Raw genomic sequence first — 22,005 nt, forward strand, 5'->3', positions numbered from 1 at the left:
CAGGGTGGTCCGGTTCATTCGCGAAAAAGGCCAGAGCGGTCCGAGAGAGCGACAGGCCCGCTCTGGCCAGTGGATTACTTCGAGATCCAGCCAGACCAGCGGTCTTTGTTGGTCTCCATCCACTCTGCAACAACGCTGTCGATTTCCACGCCGTCCAGATCGGCCTTGCCAACCATAGCGCTCATTTCATCATTGTTGATTTTGTAGGCTTCGATGATGTCATAAGCACCCGGCCATTTTTCTTGCAGGCCAGACCAGGCTGCTTTCCAGATCGGGCCACGCGGCTTGCCGCAATCATAGGCCATATTCGGGTTCACACCGACAGAAGGGTCGCTGTAACACTCTGGCGTAAATGGCGGGAACTCGACGAACTCGCCTTCGTATTTTGCCGGCGCCCAATGTGGGACGTAGACCCACAGAACAATTGGATCCTGTCTTTGATAAGCGGATTCCAATTCTGCAAACAGGGCCGCGTCGGTACCCGCATGGACGACTTCGAAATCCAGTTCAAGCGCTTCGACACGCTCGTCATCGAAGCCACCCCAGGTCACCGGGCCGCCGACATAACGCCCGTTCGGAGCAGTTTCCGCCGTCGCGAATTCCTCGGCGCAGTCTTTCAGCGCCTCCCAATTCGGCAATCCCGGGCACCGTTCCTTCATGTAGCTGGGATACCACCATTCTTCGATCGCCATCAGGCCGGTTTCGCCGACATTGACGACCTTGCCGGTGCCGGTTGCCTCGTCCAGCGCTTCGCGTCCGGTGGTTTCCCAGATTTCCATTGCCAGATGCAGGTCACCCGTTTTCAGACCGGCGAACTGAGCAATGTAATCCGCCTGAACATATTCAACGTTGTACCCGGCTTCTTCCAGGATCGAACCCATGATCTTGGTATTGATCAACTGCCCCGACCAGTCGTGCAGCGTCAGTTTGATTGGGTCCGTGGACTCAACAGCCCATGCAGTTGTTGCGGCTCCGGCGGCCATGATGGCCAGCGCAGAAATTCCCATTTTACAATTCATAACACCTTCTCCCTGTCGTGATTTTTTTCGATGAATCGGTGGTATTGAGTACAGACGACCACATCGTGGGGTTTTGTGTCAATAAAAACCACGTAAAGCCACATTATTTCCTGCATGAAGCAAGTTTCTAAAGCCATACCCGCGGATAACGTTGCTTTATGTGGGTATTGTGGTATGGCTTAACGTCCCTTATGACGATGCCATCAGAGCGCGAAACATGAACCTGCCAACCACAAACCAACGAGAAGAAGAAATCCTGCGCGCCCTTTTTCGCGCGGGCGGGTCGTGCCGGGTAAGCGTTCTGGCGAATGAACTTGGGGTCAGCCTGGAAACCATTCGGCGAAACGTCCGCAATCTGGAAGAACGCGGCATCGTGCGCAAGGTCCATGGCGGGGTTCATCTTCTCGAAGACATTCTGGAACCGTCGCTGCAAAGCCGCCTGGACAAGAAGGTTGACGCGAAAGAGAAACTGGCGAAGGCGGTTGCCGAGGTCATCAGTGACGGCGACTCCGTTTTCCTCGATATCGGCTCTACTACCGCTTATGTGGCGCAGGCGCTTGGCAACCACAGCGATCTCTTTGTCGTGACGAACTCGGTTTTTGTTGCTCAGGCATTGGCTTCAAGAAACAACAACCGGGTGTTCATGGCTGGTGGCGAGCTGCGGTCGCACGATGGGGGCGCATTTGGTGTTGAAGCTCAGGACCTGATCAAACGTTTGAACGTCCGTTTCGCCATTCTTTCAGTCGGGGCGGTCAATGCGGACCCGGGCTTTATGCTGCACGACCTGCAAGAAGCAAACTTGGCCCGCGTCGCCATTCAAAACGCACAGGTCCGCATTGTCGTGGCCGATGGCGAAAAGCTGGGAAAGCGCGCGCCGGTCACATTGGAACCTGCCGACAAGATCAATCTGTTCTTTACCGATGTGACCCCGCCCGAGGACATCTGCCAGATGCTGTCGGCGAATGAAATCGACCTTGTCGTCGCCGAAAAAGCGCCTAACGCTTTTCGGCAATGACCCACACCGGGTGGTAAGTCAGAGGAACCCTGCCGTCAGTTCCGAACTTCTGCACGTAGTCAGCTTCGAACCGGGCCAAGGTGGACCGGGTCCATGCACCCTGAGCCCGGCCATTTACTCCTGTACTGCGCAAATGTTTCAGCACATCTCTGGGCGTGTCAAAATAGGATGGCCGAACGCTTTGGCCAACCGTCAGAATCTTGAACGGCCCATCTATGGCGGTTGCAAGGGCGTCAGGCAGGCATAGGCCCGGTGCACGGGCTGTCGATCCGATTTGCGCAAGCTCTTGATATTGCAATGGACCAAACCCGGAAATCGCCAGCCACCCTCCGGGTTCAAGCGCCTCGGCAACCTGTTGCAGCAAACCGGCCGGATCCTCCATCCATTGGATCATCGAGGCCGACGCGACCAAATCCAACTTTGCGGGCCATTCGACCAGGCGGACGTCTCCGGCAATGAAGGCCGCATTTTCCGCATCTGCCGTCGCCCGAGCCTGCGGCGCTATATCGTTCACGTGAAAATCGGGAAGGTCAAAGTTCTGCCGCAGCAACCGGGTCAGATGGCCAGTGCCGCATCCCAGCTCGAAGGCCACATCAAACCGGTTCGGCGCGCCAACCCGTTGCATCTCGGAAACCAGCTTGCGGGCAACCCAGGCCTGCTGGCTGGCTGTATCGTTGTAAGTCTGGAAGCTTCGGCTGAAGCTTCGCTGAACCTTGTCCGCCAATTGCGCCGTCATGACATCCACTCCGCCCAGCTTTGGCCCGGTTCAAATGGCACGTGCGGAGCGGCAACGCCCTTGACCACATCAGGGGTTGCGGCCCAGGCCGTCCTCTGAGCATTGGTCGGAATGATCCGGTCCCGCTCTGATATCCAAACCCGATCAAAGCCGGGATCAGGCGCCGAGCCACGCTCGATGACCGCATGAAGTTCCTTTCTTGCCTGCTCGATGTCCAGTTCAGGTATGTCAGCAGACAGTCCGGCGCGTCGGCAAAATTTGACGAAACTTGCCGATGACAGCTGATCCGCCGTGGCCCGGACAATATCGGGCGCGATGCCCCGGTCTGCGCAGGCAGGATGCAACGTACCACTGACAGCAACCAGCCGGTCAGGGCGAAACCCTGTGCTGGCCAGCCAATGGGCCGCGGATGCGACACCGAAGGAAAACGCAAGCATTTCGACGCGGTCAAACCCGGCCAGATCGGGCAAGGGATCATCAAGCCGGGTATAGTCATCCACCAGCAGAATTGATCCGCCTCCGGTCAGCCCGCGGAACGGGGCAGAACCCAGCGCCCACCCCCCGAAGACCAGTGTCAGCTTGCTGTCATCCGATTGCGCCAGCCACCGGTGTTTCATTGCTGTCCCCCGGCCAAAGCGACCATCGCGCTGGTGATCCGGCCGAGCTCATCAGGTGAAACAATGTAAGGCGGCATGCAATAGATGTTGCGCGCAAAGGGGCGCAGCCACACTCCGGTTTCAGGGGCCAGCCGATGAGCGACCGAAGGATCAACCGTTTCCTTCATTTCGATAACGCCAATAGCGCCAAGAACCCTGACATCTGCAACGCCTGGCAAACTGCGCGCGGGCTCCAGTTCGGTCCGCATCTGGTCTTCGATATCGGCCACCTGGCGCTGCCAGTCCCCCTCGGCAAGCAGTCTGAGGCTGGCCGAACCAGCGGCACAGGCCAGAGGGTTGGCCATATAGGTCGGGCCGTGCATGAACACTCCGGCCTCACTGTTGCCAATGCCATACGCCACCTGCTTGCTGGTCACGGTAGCAGCAAACGAGATATGCCCACCGGTCAATGCCTTGCCCAAACACATTATATCCGGGGTGATGCCCGCATGATCGGTGGCAAACAGCTTGCCGGTTCGGCCAAACCCGGTTGCGATCTCGTCAAAAATGATCAGCACGTCATGAGCATCGCACATGGCGCGTGCCGCGCGCAGCCATTGGGGATGATAGAAATACATGCCCCCGGCGCCTTGAACCACGGGCTCAAGGATCAGGGCCGCGAGGTGATCGCCCTTGTCGGCCAACAGTCGTTCCAGCGCCTCCAATCCGTTCAACGCCGGGTCTTCGGGCCAGTCATCCCCCAACCGAACCTGGGGACGCGGCAGGAAGTGCTGGATCGACAAAGCCCCTCGGAACAGCCCGTGCATACCCGTCACAGGGTCACAGACGCTCATCGCTTTCCACGTGTCACCGTGATAGCCGCCCCGAATTGTGGCAAATTCGAATTTGCGGGTGCGGCCATGAGCCATTTGATACTGCACCGCCATCTTCATCGACACTTCGACCGAAACAGACCCACTGTCGCAATAGAAAATGCGATCCAGCCCCTCGGGCAACATGTCGACCATCCTGCGCCCCAGATCAATGGCCGGATGGTGTGTCAGCCCTCCGAACATCACATGAGGCATCTTTTCCAGCTGTGATTGCATGGCGGATGTGATTTCGGGATGCTTGTGGCCGTGGATGGCGCACCACCATGACGACATGGCGTCTATCATCTTTGCGCCGTCCTCCCGATAAAGATACACGCCCTCGGCCCGGTCGATAAGATGCATCGCACCGGGATCGGCCACGTTGGTATAGGGATGCCAAAGGTGGTGGGCGTCAAACTCAAGCGGGGTCACAGAAACCTCCGTATGGTCGCCACGTCTATGGACGAGAAAGCTTCTGACAAGCTTTGCTGCGTCAGGTCGCCAAGATAAGGCAGGCGTCCGAGGTGTCGCACCTTGCTCATTTCGACGATGGTTTGTTCCACGTCGGGCTCCGGATCTCCGACAAAGGCAACGCCGACCACCTCGCACCCAGCGCCCCGGAGCGCCATCAGGGACAGCGTGGTGTGGTTGATCGTTCCCAACGCCGTGCGTGCGACCAGAACGACGGGGGCCTGCCATTGGGCAATCAGATCCAGATAGTAGGATTTGCGGTTCAGAGGCACCATCAGCCCCCCAGCCCCTTCCACAACCAGCGGCCCGTCAACCTGCGGCAGCGCAAGCCGGGACAGATCGATCTCTATGCCCATATCTTCGGCAGAAAGATGGGGTGAGGCAGGCATGTTCAGGCGATACGCCTCGGGCAACACGTCCACGCCGGACAAGGTGCAGACGGTTTCCGTGTCCGTTGCATCCTCGAGACCCGATTGAACCGGCTTCCAGTAAGTGGCGTTCAGGGCCGCCGTCAGGCCAGCCGAAAAAACTGTTTTTCCGACGCCAGTGTCGGTTCCGACAATGACCAGAGCGCTCATGCGGCCTCCGACTGATGGCTGGAGATGGTTGCAAACAGGGCCGAAATGTCCTCGGGACCGACATTCCCGGTGATCGAGACGCGCAGACGGGATGTGCCTTTTGGAACGGTAGGCGGTCGAATGCCGCGAATGTCGAACCCCTGATGTTGCAAAGCCTGTGCCATCGCCATCGTGCGGGCCTCGTCCCCAAGAACGACGGGAATGATCTGGCTGTTCAAGGCCGCGTCAGGCAACCCTGTTTCACGGGCCGCCTCATGTGCATGGCGCAGACGTTTGCGTGCAGCAGTGACCAAATCGTCATTCCCGGCCAGTTCACGCAGGACAGCCCGTACCAGCGCGGCATTCAGAGGGGACGGCGCCGTTGCAAAGATAAAGGGCCGTGCGCGGTTGATCAGGGTATCGACCATCGCCCGCGGGCCACAGATCAGCCCGCCGGAAACTCCAAGCCCCTTGCCGCAGGTGTGCAGGGTCAGAAGGTCAGCGTTCAGATCATGCGCCAGACCTTTACCATTTGCCCCGAAAACGCCGGTGGCGTGCGCCTCATCCACGATCAGAACAGCTTGGGCTTCACACGCCAGACATGACAAATCTTCCAGCGGAGCCAGATCGCCCTCCATGGAATAGACGCTTTCAACAGCGACCCATACCTGACCGTGCCCGCCAGCGGATCGCCATTCGGTCAGAACGTTTCGCGCATCCGCGACGTCGTTGTGACGAAAAGCGCGCAGATCCGCTCGGCTGGCGCGCATCCCCTCATGGGCGCTGGCGTGGACCAGTTCGTCATACAAAACCAGATCCCCGGCAGCCGGAAGAGTGGAAAAGATTGCCTGATTGGCCTGAAACCCCCCGCCCATGAACAATGCGGCCTCGGCCCCAAAGAACGCAGCCGCTTCGTGTTCCAGCGCCTCATGCTCCGGGTGATTCCCCCGCAGCAGTCGCGAGCCGCCCGAGCCGACGGGCACGCCGCGCGCCAGCGCCGCCTGCGCGGCCTCTTGCAACAGGCTTGACCCGGCCAACCCCAAATAGTCGTTGGACGCAAAATCCAGCCCGCGCGCCGGGATCAAAACCCGGCGGCGGTGCCGGGCTTCCAGCGCACCCAGCATGGATTCCAGTCGTTCGACTGCTTTCATTCGGCGGCTTCCGTGCGCTTATGGTCTTCAGCCGTTTCGGCCTGAAGGCCAAGTTTTGCAAACAGGATCGAGTCGGTGTCTTCTTCGGGGTTTTCCGCCGTCAAAAGAGTTTCACCGACAAAGATGGAATTAGCTCCGGCGAAGAAGCACATCGCCTGCATCTCGTCGCTCATGTCGCTGCGCCCGGCGGACAACCGAACATAGGCTTTGGGCATCAGGATGCGAGCGGTTGCGATGATCCGCACAAAGTCGATTGGATCAACCGGTTCCGCATCAGCCAGCGGAGTATCCGCCTGTGGCATCAGCATGTTGATCGGCACCGAATCCGGCGGCGGGGTCATGTTGGCCAAAGTCAGCAACATATCGATACGGTCACCAGTGTGTTCACCCATCCCCAGAATACCACCCGAGCAGACCTTGATTCCGGCTTCCTGCACCCGGTTCATCGTGTCGATCCGGTCAGCGAAAGTACGGGTGGTGATCACTTCGGAATAATAGCGTTCGGACGTGTCGATATTGTGGTTGTAATAGTCCAACCCGGCATCGCGCAGTTGAACCACCTGGGTGTCATCCAGCATGCCCAGCGTCATGCAGGTTTCCATGCCCATCGCCTTGACGCCTTCCACCATGGCAACCAGGGCAGGCATATCGCGCGGCTTGGGCTCGCGCCAGGCGGCCCCCATGCAGAACCGGGTCGCGCCACCGTCGCGGGCCTTTTTGGCCTCGGCCAGTACACGCTGAACCTCGATCAGCTTCGATGCAGGCAGGGTGGATCCGTTGCGGGCCGATTGCGAGCAATAGGCGCAATCCTCGGCGCACCCGCCGGTTTTGATCGACAGCAGCTTAGAGGTCTGGATCTTGTTCGGATCAAAGTTCTCGCGGTGCACGGTCTGTGCCCGGAACAGAAGGTCCATCAACGGGAGGTCATGAACAGCTTGCGCAGACTTTCGGGTCCAGCCGGAATGAGGGATGATCATTTTATCTATAAAACTTCCTGCAGCTTGCGTTGCCGTGGATTTATTATCGATAAAATCTGAAGGCGCAACCGTGTTGGCGCAAACGATCCCAAATCAAGCGGAAATGCCGCGCTTTTCAGAAATCAAGCCCCAGATCAACGGTTCGGGCGGAATGCGTCAGCGCCCCGGACGAGATGTAATCGACCCCGGTCGCCGCAATTGATGCAACCCGATCCAACGTCACATTACCGCTGGCTTCGGTCTTCATCGGCCCGTCCACCATGGCAACCGCTTCGCGCAGCATCTCGTCATCCATGTTGTCCAGCAATACGACGGACGCGCCGCCAACCTCGAGCACTTCGGCCAACTGGTCCAGTCGATCGACTTCGATCTCGACGGCCATCATATGGCTGGCTTGCGCTTTGGCGGCCTCAAGAACCTGACGCACACCCCCGGCGGCGGCAATGTGGTTGTCCTTGATCAGGATCGCGTCGGACAATGAGTAGCGATGATTGAAGCCGCCGCCATGCAGCACGGCCTGTTTTTCGACGATGCGAAGTCCGGGCGTGGTTTTGCGGGTACAGGTCATGCGGGCATTCGTGCCCTTTGTCTGCTGAACAAAGCTGGCAGTTTTTGTGGCGATACCGGTCAGACGACCGGCAAAATTCAGCGCGACCCGCTCACCCGACAGGATCGAGGCCGCGGAACCTTTGATGGTCATCAGCGTGTCGCCGCGCCGACAACGCTGGCCATCCTTGACAAGCACCTCAACCTCAAGCGTCGGGTCGACCAGCCGGAACGCAATCGTTGCCACCTGCATACCCGAAACGACGGCATCCTCACGCGCATTCAGCCGGGCCGTATAAGTAGCGTTCGGCGGGATCACCGCGCGGGTGGTCACGTCACCGTATGCTCCCAGATCCTCCATCAGCGCCGCGCGGATGACGGGTTCGAGGATCAGATCGGGCAGGGTCGCAAAACTCATGATTTTTCCTTGCAGGCTTCGGCGCGAATGTGCAGCGCGTCGCTAAGATACATCCGGGATCGTTTGCCGGGGCCATCGGCAGTTTCCGGAAAGTCGGATCGCTCATGCGCGCCGCGGCTTTCTTCGCGCTGCAATGCCGCCGCGGCGATCAAGGTTGCTGTGGCACACATGTTTCTGAAGGACGGGCATGTGCCATACCGCTCTTCGAGCGTGGCAATCCTGCGCAATGCCCGGCATAACCCGGCGCGGTCCCGGACAACGCCAACATCGCGCGACATGGTCTTGCGCAACGTACTGACCGCATCGGACGTATCAGGGATGTCAGCTTGATCAATTCGAAGGGCCACAGGTTCCGACGCGGAAGTGTCCGGTATCGAACCCGCAATGTCCTGGGCACAGATGCGTGCAAACACCAACGCTTCGAGCAAACCGTTCGAGGCCAGCCGGTTGGCGCCGTGAAGGCCGGTCGAAGATGCCTCGCCGCACACCCACAACCGATCCAGCGTCGCGCGGCCATCAGTGCCTGTGGCAATCCCGCCCATGTGGTAATGCGCTGCCGGAGCAACCGGGATCGCATCCCGGACCGGATCGATTCCGTTGCGCGCGCAATATGCGGCAACCGCCGGGAAAAGTTCATTGATTTGCGGGCCCAAAGCCTTGCGGGTGTCCAGCATCGGTCGGTTGCCGGCCTGCACCTCGGCAAATATCGCGCGGGCCACAACGTCGCGCGGGGCAAGCTCGGCATCAGGATGAACGGCCTGCATGAACCGCTCGCCACGCTTGTTTATCAGAATTGCCCCTTCTCCGCGCAGGGCCTCGGTCGCCAATGGGGCCGGGTCTTCACCTACGTCCATGGCGGTGGGGTGGAACTGAACGAATTCGGCGTCGGCGATCAGTGCCCCCGCCCGTGCGGCCATTCCGATGACCTGCCCCCGGATGCGGGCCGGATTGGTCGTCAGGGCATAAAGCCCGCCAGAACCGCCACCCGCCAACAATACGGCAGGTGCACGAAGCGTCACGGGCGCGGATCCGCTTTCCGAGGCGTCTTGCAAAACCACGCCCACTACGCGCCCATCCGCCACTTCCAGCGCAACGGCAAGGACCCCTTCCAACACCTGCACCGAAGAAGTTTCGCGTACTCGCTCGATCAGGGCGGCCATGATTTCACTGCCGGCCTGATCGCCCTTTACCCGCACGACGCGGGCAAAACTGTGCGCGGCTTCTCGGGACAGGACATATCCGCCACCCTCGGTGCGATCAAACGGTGTGCCCAAAGTGGTCAGGTCCAGAATATAGTCCCGTGCCTCTCGCGTCACTAAATCCGCAACGTCAGGCTCGACGGTTCCAGCCCCGGCATTGACGGTGTCAACGGCGTGACTTTCCGGGCTGTCGGCCAGGTCCATCGCCGCCGCCACGCCCCCCTGCGCCCATGCCGAACTTGCGCCTTCGCCCAGCGGGTCAGGCGAGATGATCACCACCGGTCGCGGTGCCAGTTTCAGCGCAGCATAAAGCGCGCCAATCCCGGCCCCGACAATAATGACGCGATCCGTGGTGATGTCGGTCATTGCCGATCAGATGCCGAGCTTGCGGGACAGATCAATCATCGCCTGAACGGATTTGCGAGCCTTCTCTGCCACGTCTTCGGCGACCTCGACCTGGCCTTCCATCGTGTGCAGGGCATAGAGGATCTTCTCAAGCGTGATTTTTTTCATGTACGGGCACATGTTGCACGGCCCTACGAAATCGACCTCGGGCAGTTCATCGGCGATGTTCGACGCCATGGAACATTCGGTGATCAGCATCGCCTTTTCGGGTTTCTCATCATGCACATATTTGATGATCCCGCTGGTCGAACCGGAATAATCCGCCTCGGCCACCACATCCGGCGGGCATTCCGGGTGCGCAATCAGGCGCGTTCCGGGGTTCCATTCCCGGAAGTCGCGCAGGTCCTGTGCGGTGTATTGTTCATGCACGATGCAGGAACCAGGCCAGTACACCACGTTCTTGTGGCTTTCATTGGCCACGTTTTGAGCCAGATATTGATCCGGCGTCATGATGACCGTGTCGCTCTCCATGGCATTCACGATCTGCAAGGCGTTCGACGAGGTGCAGCAGATATCCGAAGCCGCTTTGACCTCGGCAGTGGTGTTCACGTAAGACACAACCGGCGCGCCGGGGTATTTGGCCCGCATTTCGTCGATTCCTTCGGCCGTAATCGATTCTGCCAAAGAACAGCCCGCATCCATGTCGGGCATCAGAACAGTTTTCCCGGGGCTCAGAATTTTCGATGTCTCGGCCATGAAATGAACCCCGGCCTGAACGATCACATCCTCTTCCACCTCACTGGCCTTGATCGCCAGTTGCAGGCTGTCACCCACGAAATCGGACACACCATGATAGATTTCCGGTGTCATGTAATTGTGCCCAAGGATCACGGCGTTACGCTCTTTCTTGAGCGCGTTGATCGCCCGCACATAGGGCGCATAGATCGCCCAATCCGGCGGGCTGATCACACGATCCATACGGGCAAACGTGTCTTTCATCTCATTGGCCAACGTGGCCGATGGGGCGAGGTCATAGACGTCCGAAAGAACAGTGCGGACTTGTGCAATATCGAGCAACGGGCGAGCCACCTTTGTCAGTTGTCGTTAGCCTGGCGGGCTGCTTAACGGCTTAGCCCTAGCGGAAACATCCCCGGTTCGAAACCGGAAAATGAGACGTTAGCGCTAAGCCATGCAGACAAATTCAAAGATGAATGGCAAATCAGCCCAGAATCCCCGGCAGACGCAGCCCGTGTTCACGTGCGCAGGCCTTGGCGTCCTCGTAACCCGCATCTGCGTGACGCCAGACACCAGAAGCCGGATCGTTCCACAGAACCCGTTCGAGACGTCTGGCCGCTGCATCGGTTCCGTCGGCACAAATCACGACACCCGCATGTTGGCTGAAACCCATGCCAACACCGCCTCCGTGGTGCAGCGAGACCCATGTCGCGCCCGAGGCGGTATTGACCAGCGCGTTCAGCAGCGGCCAATCCGACACCGCGTCCGAGCCGTCCTTCATCGCCTCGGTTTCGCGGTTCGGCGACGCGACCGAGCCGCTGTCGAGGTGGTCACGACCGATGACGACCGGCGCCTTCAGTTCTCCGGTTTTGACCATCTCGTTGAACGCCAGACCGGCCTTGTGGCGGTCGCCCAGTCCGATCCAGCAGATGCGCGCGGGAAGGCCCTGAAAGGCGATGCGCTCCTGCGCCATGTCGAGCCAATTGTGCAGATGGGTGTTTTCGGGGAACAGTTCCTTCATCTTTGCGTCGGTTTTGTAGATATCCTCGGGATCGCCCGACAGTGCGCACCAGCGGAACGGGCCGATGCCACGGCAGAACAACGGGCGGATATAGGCGGGCACGAAACCTGGGAAGGCAAAGGCGTTTTCCAAACCTTCGTCCTGCGCCACCTGCCGGATGTTGTTGCCATAATCCAGGGTTGGCACGCCCGCGTTCCAGAAATCGACCATGGCGGCCACGTGCTGCTTCATCGACGCGCGCGCTGCCTTTTCCACGGCCTTGGGGTCGCTTTCCCTCTTGTCTTTCCACTGCGCCATGCTCCAGCCCAATGGCAGATAACCGTTGACCGGATCATGGGCGCTGGTCTGGTCGGTCACGATGTCAGGGCGCATCCCGCCCGCCTGCATCCGCCGGTAGATCTCGGGGAAAATCTCGGCCGCATTGCCCAGCAAACCGACCGATTTCGCCTCGCCCGCCCTGGTCCAGCGGTCGATCATTTCCAGCGCTTCGTCCAGCGTCTCGGCCTTTTCGTCGAGATACTTGGTGCGCAGGCGGAAATCGATGCTGTCTGGATTGCACTCGACGGCCAGGCAACACGCCCCTGCAAAGACCGCCGCCAGAGGTTGCGCGCCACCCATGCCGCCCAGACCGCCGGTCAGAATCCACTTGCCGGTCAGGTCCCCGTCATAATGTTGACGCCCCGCCTCGGCGAAGGTTTCGTAAGTGCCCTGAACGATGCCTTGCGTCCCGATATAGATCCACGAACCGGCCGTCATCTGGCCGTACATCATCAGGCCCTTCTTATCGAGCTCGTTGAAGTGGTCCCAGTTGGCCCAATGCGGCACGAGGTTCGAGTTCGCGATCAGCACCCGAGGTGCATCGGCATGCGTCCGAACGATGGCGACCGGTTTGCCGGATTGCACCACCAGCGTTTCATCTTCCTCCAGATCCTTGAGGCTGGCAACGATGGTGTCAAAATCTTTCCATGTCCGCGCGGCACGGCCGATGCCGCCGTAGACAACCAGCTCATGCGGGTTCTCGGCCACATCCGGGTGCAGATTGTTCATCAGCATCCGCATCGGGGCCTCGGTCATCCAGCTTTTGGCGTTCAGTTCGGGCCCTGTCGGGGGATAGATGTCACGGGTATTTTTGCGAGGATCGGTCATCGGGCAAGCTCCAATGCAGTGTCGTGGATAGCGTCAAGAATGTCTTTGAGCCACCGGCGCAGGCGGTCGGCTTTGTCGGCGTCAAAAGCCCAGGGCGGCGCTTCAGTTTTCAGGTAGGTCGACTGGGCCAGCTCCATCTGGATCGCGTGAACCCCTTCCGAGGGGCGCCCATAATGGCGCGTTGTCCATCCGCCCTTGAACCGCCCATTCAGAGCAGCCGTATAGGGCGAGGACGTCGCGAATTCATGCGCTATGGCTTCGATTTCCGGTGCGCAGGTCGCCCCATTGTTCGTGCCGATGCTCATATCGGGCAGAGTACCTTCGAACAGAAAAGGAATATGGCTGCGGATCGAGTGGCAATCATACAGCACCGCAACCCCATGGGCCGCCTTCACGCGCTCCAGCTCGGCCTTCAGGGCGGCATGATACGGTGCATGAAAAGCTTCCCGTCGTTCGAGGATATCCTTTTCCGAAGGCGGGATGTCCCAGATGCCCTGGCCGTCAAAATCCGTCAGCGGCACAAGAGAGGTCGTGTTCTGGCCGGGATAAAGCGACACGCCCGACGGATCCCGGTTGGCGTCGATCACATATCGGTGGAAGGTTGCCCGAACCGTCGTCGCACCGAGCAGAAGTCCTTCATACAAGGTGTGAACATTCCAATCCGTATCCGCCAGAGCCTTGCCCCGCGCATTCAACTTGGCCTCGATCGTGGCCGGAACATGGGTGCCGGTATGCGGCAGACCCAGCACGATCGGACCGTCACCGCGCGAAATCTCGACCTGGCCGCTCATGCGCCAAGTTCCGGCATGGCGATGCCCGTGCCACGGGCAATCTCACCACTGGCAATCAGGGCCGAGGCTGCTTCGATCTCGGGTGCCATATAGCGATCGTCACCCAAGGCCGGCACCACCGTACGCAGCCGTGCCATCACGGCCTGCAACGTTTCGCTCGTAGGCAGCGGCGCGCGGAACTCGACCCCTTGTGTGGCACACAGCAGTTCGACCCCCAGAATACGTTCCAGGTTGGCAACCATCTGCCCCAATCGCCGCGCACCATGGGCCGCCATCGAAACGTGATCTTCCTGATTGGCCGATGTGGGCGTCGAGTCCGTCACGCATGGATTGGCCAGATGCTTATTTTCGCTCATCAGTGCGGCAGTCGTCACCTCAGCGATCATATAGCCCGAATTCAGGCCCGGATTGGGAGTCAGAAAAGGCGGCAGATCAAAGCTGAGCGCCGGATCAACGATCAACGCAATGCGGCGTTGTGCAATTGCCCCGATCTCGGCCACGGCAAGCGCGATCATGTCTGCGGCAAACCCAACGGGTTCGGCGTGAAAATTCCCGCCCGAAACGATCAGGCCGGTTTCCGAAAGAACCAGAGGATTGTCCGTCGCCGCGTTGGCCTCGATTTCCAGCGTTGTTGCGGCCTGCCTCAGCACATCCATCGCGGCCCCCACCACCTGAGGCTGGCAGCGGATACAGTACGGGTCCTGAACCCGGGTATCGCCATCCCGATGGCTTTCACGAATGACCGACCCGGCCAGCAGCGCCCGCATGGTCACGCCGGCCTCGATCTGCCCGCGATGCCCGCGCAACGTGTGGATTTCCGGTTGCAACGGGGCGGTCGAACCCATGATCGCATCCGTCGTCAGCGCCGAGGTAACCAGCGCGCTTTGCGCCGCCTGCCACGCACCAAACAGGCCGGACAGCGCAAAGGCCGTCGAAAACTGGGTGCCATTGATCAGCGCCAGCCCTTCTTTGGGGCCCAGTTCGATCGGGTGCAGACCCGCTTTGGACAGCGCAGCGTCACCGGGCATCACATCGCCGCCAAACTCGGCCTCACCAGCGCCCATCATGACGGCAGCCATGTGGGACAAGGGCGCAAGATCACCCGAAGCCCCGACCGAACCCTGCGCCGGGATCACCGGGGTCACACCTTGTGACAACATCCCTTCCAGCAGGGTGATCACTTCTGGCCGAACCCCCGAGGCCCCGCGCCCCAGGCTCAGCAATTTCAGAACCATCATCAATCTGGCAAGGGCGCGCGGGATCGCAGGGCCCACACCACAGCAATGGCTGAGGATCAGGTTGCGCTGCAAGGTCGCTGTGTCCTCGGCCGCGATTTTGACGCTTGCCAGTTTCCCGAACCCTGTGTTCACGCCATATACGGCGGCCTCTCCCGCCGCCGCATCGGCGATGCGCTTGTGCGCTTCTTCGACGGCCGGGCGGCAAGCGGGGTCCAACCGAACAGCGCGTTCTTCGCGAAAAACCTGTTCCAGTTGCGACAGGGTAACGGTACCCGGGGTTAGGGTGAGGGTCGTCAAAATATACCTCCGAATATGCGGGTATGAAGAGGGTTGAAGCCGATGCGATAGGCCAATTCCGCGGGGTGTTCGACATTCCAAACCGCCAGATCAGCGCGCCGCCCGACTGAGATCTGACCGCAGTCAGCCACCCCGAGAGCACGGGCCGCGTGAACCGTCACGCCTTGCAGGGCCTCTTCTGGCGTCATGCGAAACAGGGTGCATCCCATGTTCATCGCCAGCAACAGCGAGGTCATCGGTGCCGAACCGGGATTGCAATCCGTGGCAAGCGCCATGGGCACAGCATGCCGACGCAACAGGTCAATCGGTGGCGCCTGTGTCTCGCGCAAGGTGTAGAACGCCCCCGGCAGAATAACGCCGACGGTACCGGCCTGCGCCATGCCCAGAACACCTACTTCGTCAAGATATTCTATATGATCTGCCGACAGCGCGCCGTATCCGGCAGCCAGTTTTGCGCCGCCCAAATTCGACAATTGTTCGGCGTGGATCTTGATCGGCAGGCCAAGCTCTGTCGCGACATCAAAAAGCGGGATCAGCTCTTCGGGTTGAAAGGCAATGCCTTCGCAGAAGGCATCGACCGCATCGACCAATCCCTCGGCATGAGCGGCGCGAAGCGTGGGAACGCAGACCTGATGAATGTAGTCCGACGCCCTGCCCTCATAGTGCCGAGGCACCGCATGAGCCCCCAAAAAGCTGGTCAGAACGCGGACGGGACGATGATCCGACAACGCCCGAGCCGCGCGCAACATGTTCAATTCGGTATCGTCATCCAATCCGTAACCGGACTTCACTTCGATGACCGATACCCCTTCGGCCAGCATCGCATCAACTCGCGGCAATGCCTGTGCGACCAACTCCTCCACTCCGGCTGCACGCGTGGCCTTTACCGTCGAGATGATCCCACCCCCGGCGCGGGCGACCTCTTCATAGCTCGCGCCGTTCAGGCGCATTTCGAACTCTGCGGCGCGATGGCCACCGTAAACCACATGGGTGTGGCAATCGATCAAGGCGGGCGTAACCAGGCGCCCACCCATTCGAACCCTTGGTTGGTCGGCGAAACGTGATGGAAGATCCACAAAAGGGCCGACCCATGCGATACGCCCGTCCTGCAACGCGATCGCGGCATCCGGGACCAAACCGTATGGCGCACCGCCTTCGGTCATCGTTGCGGCATCAAGATCCGTCAAAACCTGCGTTTGCGTCTGCATGTGACTCGCACCCTCCATGCATTTCCTACTTTTCTAGTACATTTCTATCATTTATATGTCTATGCATAAAATGAGGTGAAAAATGGCTATCTTCGCTAATCGCGCACTACTGAGCACCGGTTGGGCTACGAACCTGCGGGTAGAAATCAGGCAAGGGCTGATAGTGTCCCTGCAACAGGGCGCGACGGCGAAAGAAGGCGATACTTGCGTCGACACTTTGCTGCCTGCGCTGGCCAATCTGCACAGCCACGCATTTCAGCGCGCGATGGCAGGCATGACCGAATACCGAAAGGCCGGTCGCGACAGTTTCTGGACGTGGCGGGAACTGATGTATCGATTCACCCAGCATCTGACGCCTGATCAGATGCAGGCGATTGCCGCTCTGGTCTATATAGAGATGCAGGAAGCCGGTTACGCCTCGGTTGGTGAATTCCATTATCTGCATCACCAGCCAGACGGCACACCTTATGACAATCTCGCAGAACTGTCCCAGCGGATCATGGCTGCTGCGGCCGAGACGGGAATCGGGCTGACGCATCTGCCCGTACTTTATTCTTACGCAGGGGTCGGCGAGCAACCGTTGGAATCGGGACAGCAAAGATTTGGCAATGATGTGGACCGCTATCTGGCGTTGGTCGAACGTGCGCAGGCGGCACTGGGTGATCTACCGGATGACTGTCAGATAGGCATTGCCCCACATTCCTTGCGCGCGACATCACCGCAAGATCTTGCCCGGGTTTTGGACACAAAAAAGACGGGACCTGTCCATATTCACATTGCGGAACAACCCATGGAAGTTGAGCAGGTTCACGAGGGTCTGGGCGCCCGCCCGGTGGAATGGCTGCTGAACAATGCAACGGTAAACCATCGCTGGTGTCTCATCCACGCCACTCACATGACGGAAAAGGAAACTTGCGATATGGCCGCAACGGGCGCGGTCGCGGGGCTTTGCCCGATCACCGAGGCCAATCTGGGGGATGGCCCTTTCAATGGGGCCGTCTTTCTTGAAGCCGGTGGTCGTTTCGGGGTTGGGTCGGATTCAAACGTTTTGGTTTCGATGACAGAGGAACTGCGTACTCTGGAGTATTCCCAACGCCTGCGAGATCTGTCGCGCAATGTCCTGGTCGAAGGGGACGGTTCGGTAGGACAGACACTGTATTGCAATGCTGCTTTGGGCGGCGCGCAGGCCCTGGGGCGCGCGGCGGGCCAGATCGCAGAAGGGATGCTGGCGGATCTTGTTGCCATTGACAGCCAGGATCCGGCACTTTGTGCCCTGCGTCCTGAACAGTTGCTCGACGGGTTGGTCTTTGCCGCGAAGGACCACGTAGTGACCGATCTGTGGTCGGCTGGCCGCCATCAGGTACGCCGGGGCCGCCATATTGCTCGGGATCGGATCGTATCCGGCTATCGACAGGCCTTGGCTGATCTCATGCCGAGGCTTTGAGATTGCTGCGCCTTTACGGGCTGACAAAAATGGCCTCATAATAGCAATATGCTTGTACGTAATTGGATGAACACTACGTGATCGATCAAAAACCCCTCGGCTTTCAGGACATTCGGGACGAAGTCGTGAACCGCATTCAAACCCGTGTCTGGCCACAGGGCAGCCTGTTGCCCACCGAGATGGAACTGGCAGCCGAATTCGGCGTTGCACGGGCGACGGTCAATCGGGCGCTGCGGGAACTTGCCGAACAGGGAATTGTCACCCGCAAACGTAAGGGTGGCACGCGTGTCGTGACCACACCGGTAAAGCAGGCGAAATTGCCGATCACTGTCGTTCGGCAGACCATCGAAGAAATGAACGCCGAATACCGCTATGCTCTGGTCAGCCGAACACTGATCGATTGCCCCGCGTGGTTGCAGGCAAAGCTGAACATCCCGGAAGGCGCGCAGGTCGTCCATCTGCAATGTATGCACCACGCCGACAACCGTCCATTCCAGTTCGAGGAACGCTGGATCAACGTCAGCACCGTGCCTCAGGTTCTCGACGAAGATTTCCTGACCACCGGGCCGAATGAGTGGCTGCTGTCCGAGGTGCCGTTTTCAAACGCTGAAATTGCCTTCTCTGCCGTCCCGGCAACAGGGCATTTGCAGGAGTTTCTGGCGGTACCGCCCGGAACACCGTTGTTTCAGCTGGAACGCACGACATGGTTTCGCAGCGATCCGGTAACTTTCGTGCGCATGACTTTCCATCAGGGATACCAGATGCGCACCACGTATTGAGGCCAGAGCACCGAACAGGTTTTGACATAGATGCAAAACCTTATCGCTTCGATCCCACCTTCCTGACTGTCGTGGCAGTCACCTTTGCCCGTTCAGCGTCCGAAGCAGCCGAGATTTGGTTCTCGTTGTTCAGCGGCCAAGGCAGAGACAATTGTACAATCGTCGGAATGGCAAATATGGCGGCAGGTCGTCTCGAACCTCAGCGCGGTCAGGTCGAAACGTCTGCTGATCCGGCTTGATCCATCTTGTTTGGGAAGCCTCCCCTCAAGTTCGTATCCGAAACAGTGTGCAAGCCGGATGAAATCATATGGCGGAGCATCCCCCGGGGTGGTGGATGACTAGGAGCAAAGCGCGTGCCCTTTTCGAAGGGCCAGAAACAATGGTTCAGACCAGATTGAAGTGAAATCCAAAGTGGCGCTGCTGTTGATCTTCGCCGCAAGCGCCATGTCCAGCAAGTGATCATCGACCATACGCAATATATTTTCAGGCAGATCCTAGATCAGCGTGACCCCCATCCTTGGAAACAGCGAGCTGAAGGGTTCAGAGAGATACCCGGTCAGATAAGGGGCCTAAGTCGGAGGCATTCCGACGGTCAAAGGAACTGTTTCAGGGTCGCGGAACTCGGTCGCGGTGTCACGGATTTTCTGCGCATCGTTCAGAAGGCGCCCAGCCAGTTCAACGACACGGGCACCGTACAGTGTCGAGGCACCTCGTTGTTGAGGCGCAGGAAAAGATCGGTTCCCAATTCCTGTTCAAGTTTTTTGCTCTGGTTGGCCAAGGTTGACATTCGCACCGTCACCCTGAGCGGTAGCCTGAACGCGGAGCAAGAGCCCGGGCCGACTTCGGGCAGCAAGGCCACCGGCGACGCGACCGTAGTCATCACCCAGAATCTGGCGACCGAAGAAGTCTCGTGTTCCAGCGAACTGAGCGTTGTCGGGCGGAACGAAGTTGACCTGAACACACCCATCCCCGGCGCGGTTTCGGCCATCCATCCGCACAATGGGTGGGTCGGCCAAAACGGCCCGGTTGTACAGGAAACGCTGGCGGATGCAGGCGCCAAACTGAATGTGAACGCATCAGGGGGCATCGGTGTCATCGGTCAGGACGTGATCTCGAACCAGGCCGAGACCGATGTGCTGTTTTCAATTGAGAACGTCGTTGCCTCGGATGATAGCGACGTGATTGTCGTCAGCGATCTGACCAATGCGCTGAACGGCGCGGTCGGCGATGATCCGCAGAACGGTAAAGGCGGCGACGACATCCTTATCGGTTGCAATTCGGCGATTTCGGGCCGGATTAGACTTGGTGACGTCAACAAGCTGAAAATGGGTCAGGCCACACGGATTCGTTTGCCGGCTTTTGCGCCGGCCGATGTGCCGGAGGCCCGGGGTTCCCTCTTTGATATCTCAACCGACGCATTCAAGGATGAACGGACGGGCGAGAGCTATTACAAGACCCGGGTCAAACTGAACGATCAGCAATCCGACGAAGTGGCGGCTTTGGACTCGGTCCCCGGCCAGCCCGCAGACCTGTTCGTCAACACAAGCGAACGCGCGATGATTGCGTATCTGGCGCAGCCTGTCAGCGAGGGTCTGGCCAGAACTTTCATCGAGTAAAGGGTTTTACAAGACTTACAGCTTTAAACTGTTGTGTATCGAGTGTTTTGGTGAGTGAGCGATGGTCTGCGCCCCTGTTCCGGGCGCGGGCCATCACTTTTGTGGGTCAGACCCCGTAACGGGCAAGAAACATGTCAACAGCCTGAGCAGCGACCTGATCTATTTCTTCCTGGGTGAACGTGTTCTGAATGCCAAAAGCCGCCCGGGTCCAGATTCGCACTTTGCACAGTTCGGAAAACTGCTCGGCAGCGATATGTACATCATCAATGGCCAATTCGCCCTTGGCCACGGCTTTTTCCAGATACTCGGCCATCTGTCGCTGGCCGTTTTGCGGCCCTGCCTCATAGAACGCACGACCAAGCTCGGGAAACCGGTCGCGTTCGGCAACGCAGATCCTGAAAACCTGCTGTGCGAAATCTGACACAAGGAAGGCCGTCAATTGCGTCGCCGTGATCTGAAGCACTTCGCGGGCAGGCTTGGTTTCGTCGATCATCGAGATGACCCGCTCGGCCATCAGGCAGCATTCTGTCTGGGCCACTTCCATGAACAAAAGGCGCTTGTCCGGGAAATAGCTGTAAAGCGTTGCTTTTGACACGCCAGCCGCGCGGGCAATGTCATCCACACTTGCCCCTTCAAACCCATCCGCCATGAAAACCTCTCGAGCCCCGCGCAGAACCTGGTCGAATTTCCGGCCGGTGCGCAGGATGGTGGCGGTCTGGGTCATGTCTTCTCCTCGATCGATAGCCGCGCCAGTTTATAAACCGTTCGGTTTAGATACAACGATTCTCGAATATTTCAGCGAAGCGGAGGTTGCATTTGCTTTGATGCCGGGGACTTGCAGCGCGTTCAAACCGTGCTAGGACTGGGCCCATGGTCGAAATCTTTCTGCGCACCCTTCCGTTTTTCGCGATTATCGGCCTGGGCTTTTGGGCGGGGCGCACACGGTTCTTCTCGGCTGAAGCCACGGCATATCTGACCAAGTTCGTCTTTTTCTTTGCGCTGTCGGCGATGCTGTTTCGCTTTGCCGCCACCCTTCCCTTTGCCGAGATTTTCAATTCCCGGCTCATCCTTGGATATTTGCTGGGCACCATGACCGTTTACGTTCTGGCGTCGACCATCGCCTGGCTTCGCGGGCTCGACATTCCGACCGCTGCGGTCGAGGCTCAGTGCGCGGCCATCGGCAATGTCGGGTTCCTCGGGCTGCCTATGCTTTCCCTTTTGTTTTCCGAGGCTGCGATCGGGCCCGTGATGCTGGTCCTGACCGTCGATCTGGTCGTGTTCTCTTCCCTGATCGTGATCCTGATCAACGGCGGCCGTGACGGCAGATTGACCCCGACCACCTTCAAGCTGATCGGACTGGGTTTGGTCCGCAATCCCATGATCGTATCCATCTCGGCCGGTCTCATCTGGTCCTCGCTGCAATTGCCTGTTCCTGAACCTCTTGGCGATTTTCTGATCATTCTCGGTGGGGCAGCAACTCCGGGTGCATTGTTCGCCATTGGCGCATCATTGGCGGACAAGTCGGCTGAACGTGTCCAGATCGCGGCATGGTTGAGCTTCTGCAAACTGGTGATCCATCCGGCCTGCGTTGCGGTCGCTCTGTTATGGCTGATACCGATTGATACTTTTCCCGCAACTGTTGCTATCTCTGCCGCTGCTTTGCCTGTTGCGGGCAATGTTTACATGCTGGCCGCGCATTACGGCATTGCCCCGCATCGCGCGTCGGCGGCAATCCTTCTATCCACAATCGTCAGTATTCTCACCGTGCCGATGGTGATCGCCTGGGCCGGCACATTCTGACCTTCACCTTTTCGAAAAATACTCTCAA

The 22,005-nt window shown here is 59.1% G+C and carries 20 protein-coding genes; 5 read left to right on the plus strand and 15 right to left on the minus strand.

Features of this window, described 5'->3' with window-relative positions; all coding sequences use genetic code 11:
- Positions 1 to 74 precede the first annotated feature (74 nt).
- Positions 75 to 1,019 (minus strand): ABC transporter substrate-binding protein, encoded by a 945-nt coding sequence (locus GOW04_RS08690; RefSeq protein ID WP_171169534.1) that lies wholly within the window; start codon positions 1,017 to 1,019, stop codon positions 75 to 77.
- Positions 1,020 to 1,236: 217 nt separating this feature from the next.
- Between GOW04_RS08690 and GOW04_RS08695 the strand changes: the two genes are divergently transcribed.
- Entirely contained in the window at positions 1,237 to 2,034 is a 798-nt protein-coding gene (locus tag GOW04_RS08695; RefSeq protein WP_171232251.1) for a DeoR/GlpR family DNA-binding transcription regulator, read from the plus strand.
- On the opposite strand, the gene GOW04_RS08700 is transcribed toward GOW04_RS08695, so the two are convergent.
- The 13 genes from GOW04_RS08700 to hutI all read right to left on the minus strand — a co-directional run bounded on the left by GOW04_RS08700 (position 2,015) and on the right by hutI (position 16,338).
- Positions 2,015 to 2,770: a methyltransferase gene (locus GOW04_RS08700; RefSeq protein ID WP_171232252.1), complete on the minus strand. Its 756-nt coding sequence runs from the start codon at positions 2,768 to 2,770 to the stop codon at positions 2,015 to 2,017. The genes GOW04_RS08695 and GOW04_RS08700 overlap by 20 nt on opposite strands.
- Positions 2,767 to 3,387: a DUF452 family protein gene (locus GOW04_RS08705; RefSeq protein ID WP_171232253.1), complete on the minus strand. Its 621-nt coding sequence runs from the start codon at positions 3,385 to 3,387 to the stop codon at positions 2,767 to 2,769. The genes GOW04_RS08700 and GOW04_RS08705 overlap by 4 nt, the downstream gene beginning before the upstream one ends.
- Positions 3,384 to 4,670 (minus strand): adenosylmethionine--8-amino-7-oxononanoate transaminase, encoded by a 1,287-nt coding sequence (gene bioA / locus GOW04_RS08710; protein ID WP_171232254.1) that lies wholly within the window; start codon positions 4,668 to 4,670, stop codon positions 3,384 to 3,386. Before bioA ends, GOW04_RS08705 begins: the two co-directional genes overlap by 4 nt.
- Positions 4,667 to 5,287: a dethiobiotin synthase gene (gene bioD, locus GOW04_RS08715; RefSeq protein WP_171232255.1), complete on the minus strand. Its 621-nt coding sequence runs from the start codon at positions 5,285 to 5,287 to the stop codon at positions 4,667 to 4,669. The genes bioA and bioD overlap by 4 nt, the downstream gene beginning before the upstream one ends.
- Positions 5,284 to 6,417, minus strand: coding sequence for an 8-amino-7-oxononanoate synthase (locus GOW04_RS08720; RefSeq protein ID WP_171232256.1), 1,134 nt, complete (start codon positions 6,415 to 6,417; stop codon positions 5,284 to 5,286). The genes bioD and GOW04_RS08720 overlap by 4 nt, the downstream gene beginning before the upstream one ends.
- Positions 6,414 to 7,394 carry a biotin synthase BioB gene (gene bioB, locus GOW04_RS08725; protein ID WP_171232257.1) on the minus strand — a complete coding sequence of 327 codons (981 nt, stop codon included), beginning with the start codon at positions 7,392 to 7,394 and terminating at the stop codon, positions 6,414 to 6,416. The genes GOW04_RS08720 and bioB overlap by 4 nt, the downstream gene beginning before the upstream one ends.
- 115 nt (positions 7,395 to 7,509) lie before the next feature.
- Positions 7,510 to 8,358 carry a carboxylating nicotinate-nucleotide diphosphorylase gene (gene nadC / locus GOW04_RS08730; RefSeq protein ID WP_171232258.1) on the minus strand — a complete coding sequence of 283 codons (849 nt, stop codon included), beginning with the start codon at positions 8,356 to 8,358 and terminating at the stop codon, positions 7,510 to 7,512.
- Positions 8,355 to 9,923 carry an L-aspartate oxidase gene (locus tag GOW04_RS08735; protein ID WP_171232259.1) on the minus strand — a complete coding sequence of 523 codons (1,569 nt, stop codon included), beginning with the start codon at positions 9,921 to 9,923 and terminating at the stop codon, positions 8,355 to 8,357. Before GOW04_RS08735 ends, nadC begins: the two co-directional genes overlap by 4 nt.
- 6 nt (positions 9,924 to 9,929) lie before the next feature.
- Entirely contained in the window at positions 9,930 to 10,979 is a 1,050-nt protein-coding gene (gene nadA / locus GOW04_RS08740) for a quinolinate synthase NadA (protein WP_171230399.1), read from the minus strand.
- A gap of 142 nt (positions 10,980 to 11,121) precedes the next feature.
- A complete protein-coding gene (gene hutU / locus GOW04_RS08745; RefSeq protein ID WP_171230398.1) occupies positions 11,122 to 12,804 on the minus strand; it encodes a urocanate hydratase in 1,683 nt (560 codons plus the stop codon).
- The gene (gene hutG / locus GOW04_RS08750) at positions 12,801 to 13,595 is read right to left on the minus strand and encodes an N-formylglutamate deformylase (protein WP_171232260.1); all 795 of its coding nucleotides are present in this window, start codon (positions 13,593 to 13,595) and stop codon (positions 12,801 to 12,803) included. The genes hutU and hutG overlap by 4 nt, the downstream gene beginning before the upstream one ends.
- Positions 13,592 to 15,130, minus strand: a complete 1,539-nt coding sequence (gene hutH, locus GOW04_RS08755) for a histidine ammonia-lyase (RefSeq protein WP_171232261.1) — start codon at positions 15,128 to 15,130, stop codon at positions 13,592 to 13,594. The genes hutG and hutH overlap by 4 nt, the downstream gene beginning before the upstream one ends.
- On the minus strand, positions 15,127 to 16,338 hold the full coding sequence (gene hutI, locus GOW04_RS08760; RefSeq protein ID WP_171232262.1) for an imidazolonepropionase: 1,212 nt from the start codon (positions 16,336 to 16,338) through the stop codon (positions 15,127 to 15,129). The genes hutH and hutI overlap by 4 nt, the downstream gene beginning before the upstream one ends.
- Positions 16,339 to 16,420: 82 nt before the next feature.
- Between hutI and GOW04_RS08765 the strand changes: the two genes are divergently transcribed.
- The 3 genes from GOW04_RS08765 (at position 16,421) to GOW04_RS08775 (ending at position 20,177) form a co-directional block, all read left to right on the plus strand.
- Positions 16,421 to 17,782 (plus strand): formimidoylglutamate deiminase, encoded by a 1,362-nt coding sequence (locus GOW04_RS08765; protein WP_171232263.1) that lies wholly within the window; start codon positions 16,421 to 16,423, stop codon positions 17,780 to 17,782.
- Between the two features lie 77 nt (positions 17,783 to 17,859).
- The gene (locus GOW04_RS08770) at positions 17,860 to 18,561 is read left to right on the plus strand and encodes a GntR family transcriptional regulator (RefSeq protein WP_171232264.1); all 702 of its coding nucleotides are present in this window, start codon (positions 17,860 to 17,862) and stop codon (positions 18,559 to 18,561) included.
- A 770-nt stretch (positions 18,562 to 19,331) separates the two neighbouring features.
- Entirely contained in the window at positions 19,332 to 20,177 is an 846-nt protein-coding gene (locus tag GOW04_RS08775; RefSeq protein WP_217356909.1) for a hypothetical protein, read from the plus strand.
- A 106-nt stretch (positions 20,178 to 20,283) separates the two neighbouring features.
- On the opposite strand, the gene GOW04_RS08780 is transcribed toward GOW04_RS08775, so the two are convergent.
- Complete coding sequence (locus GOW04_RS08780) at positions 20,284 to 20,901, minus strand: TetR/AcrR family transcriptional regulator (protein WP_171169500.1); 618 nt, start codon at positions 20,899 to 20,901, stop codon at positions 20,284 to 20,286.
- Between the two features lie 146 nt (positions 20,902 to 21,047).
- Between GOW04_RS08780 and GOW04_RS08785 the strand changes: the two genes are divergently transcribed.
- The gene (locus GOW04_RS08785) at positions 21,048 to 21,977 is read left to right on the plus strand and encodes an AEC family transporter (RefSeq protein WP_171232266.1); all 930 of its coding nucleotides are present in this window, start codon (positions 21,048 to 21,050) and stop codon (positions 21,975 to 21,977) included.
- The last annotated feature ends 28 nt before the right edge of the window (positions 21,978 to 22,005 follow it).

The sequence above is a fragment of the Ruegeria sp. HKCCA4812 genome, from assembly GCF_013034245.1.
Lineage (GTDB): Bacteria > Pseudomonadota > Alphaproteobacteria > Rhodobacterales > Rhodobacteraceae > Ruegeria.

Coding starts and splice junctions, on each gene's coding strand:
- GOW04_RS08690 (WP_171169534.1), bottom strand. CDS start 1,019: ATGAATTGTAAAATGGGAATTTCTGCGCTGGCCATCATGGCCGCCGGA.
- GOW04_RS08695 (WP_171232251.1), top strand. CDS start 1,237: ATGAACCTGCCAACCACAAACCAACGAGAAGAAGAAATCCTGCGCGCC.
- GOW04_RS08700 (WP_171232252.1), bottom strand. CDS start 2,770: ATGACGGCGCAATTGGCGGACAAGGTTCAGCGAAGCTTCAGCCGAAGC.
- GOW04_RS08705 (WP_171232253.1), bottom strand. CDS start 3,387: ATGAAACACCGGTGGCTGGCGCAATCGGATGACAGCAAGCTGACACTG.
- bioD (WP_171232255.1), bottom strand. CDS start 5,287: ATGAGCGCTCTGGTCATTGTCGGAACCGACACTGGCGTCGGAAAAACA.
- GOW04_RS08720 (WP_171232256.1), bottom strand. CDS start 6,417: ATGAAAGCAGTCGAACGACTGGAATCCATGCTGGGTGCGCTGGAAGCC.
- bioB (WP_171232257.1), bottom strand. CDS start 7,394: ATGATCATCCCTCATTCCGGCTGGACCCGAAAGTCTGCGCAAGCTGTT.
- nadC (WP_171232258.1), bottom strand. CDS start 8,358: ATGAGTTTTGCGACCCTGCCCGATCTGATCCTCGAACCCGTCATCCGC.
- GOW04_RS08735 (WP_171232259.1), bottom strand. CDS start 9,923: ATGACCGACATCACCACGGATCGCGTCATTATTGTCGGGGCCGGGATT.
- hutU (WP_171230398.1), bottom strand. CDS start 12,804: ATGACCGATCCTCGCAAAAATACCCGTGACATCTATCCCCCGACAGGG.
- hutG (WP_171232260.1), bottom strand. CDS start 13,595: ATGAGCGGCCAGGTCGAGATTTCGCGCGGTGACGGTCCGATCGTGCTG.
- hutI (WP_171232262.1), bottom strand. CDS start 16,338: ATGCAGACGCAAACGCAGGTTTTGACGGATCTTGATGCCGCAACGATG.
- GOW04_RS08765 (WP_171232263.1), top strand. CDS start 16,421: ATGGCTATCTTCGCTAATCGCGCACTACTGAGCACCGGTTGGGCTACG.
- GOW04_RS08780 (WP_171169500.1), bottom strand. CDS start 20,901: ATGACCCAGACCGCCACCATCCTGCGCACCGGCCGGAAATTCGACCAG.
- GOW04_RS08785 (WP_171232266.1), top strand. CDS start 21,048: ATGGTCGAAATCTTTCTGCGCACCCTTCCGTTTTTCGCGATTATCGGC.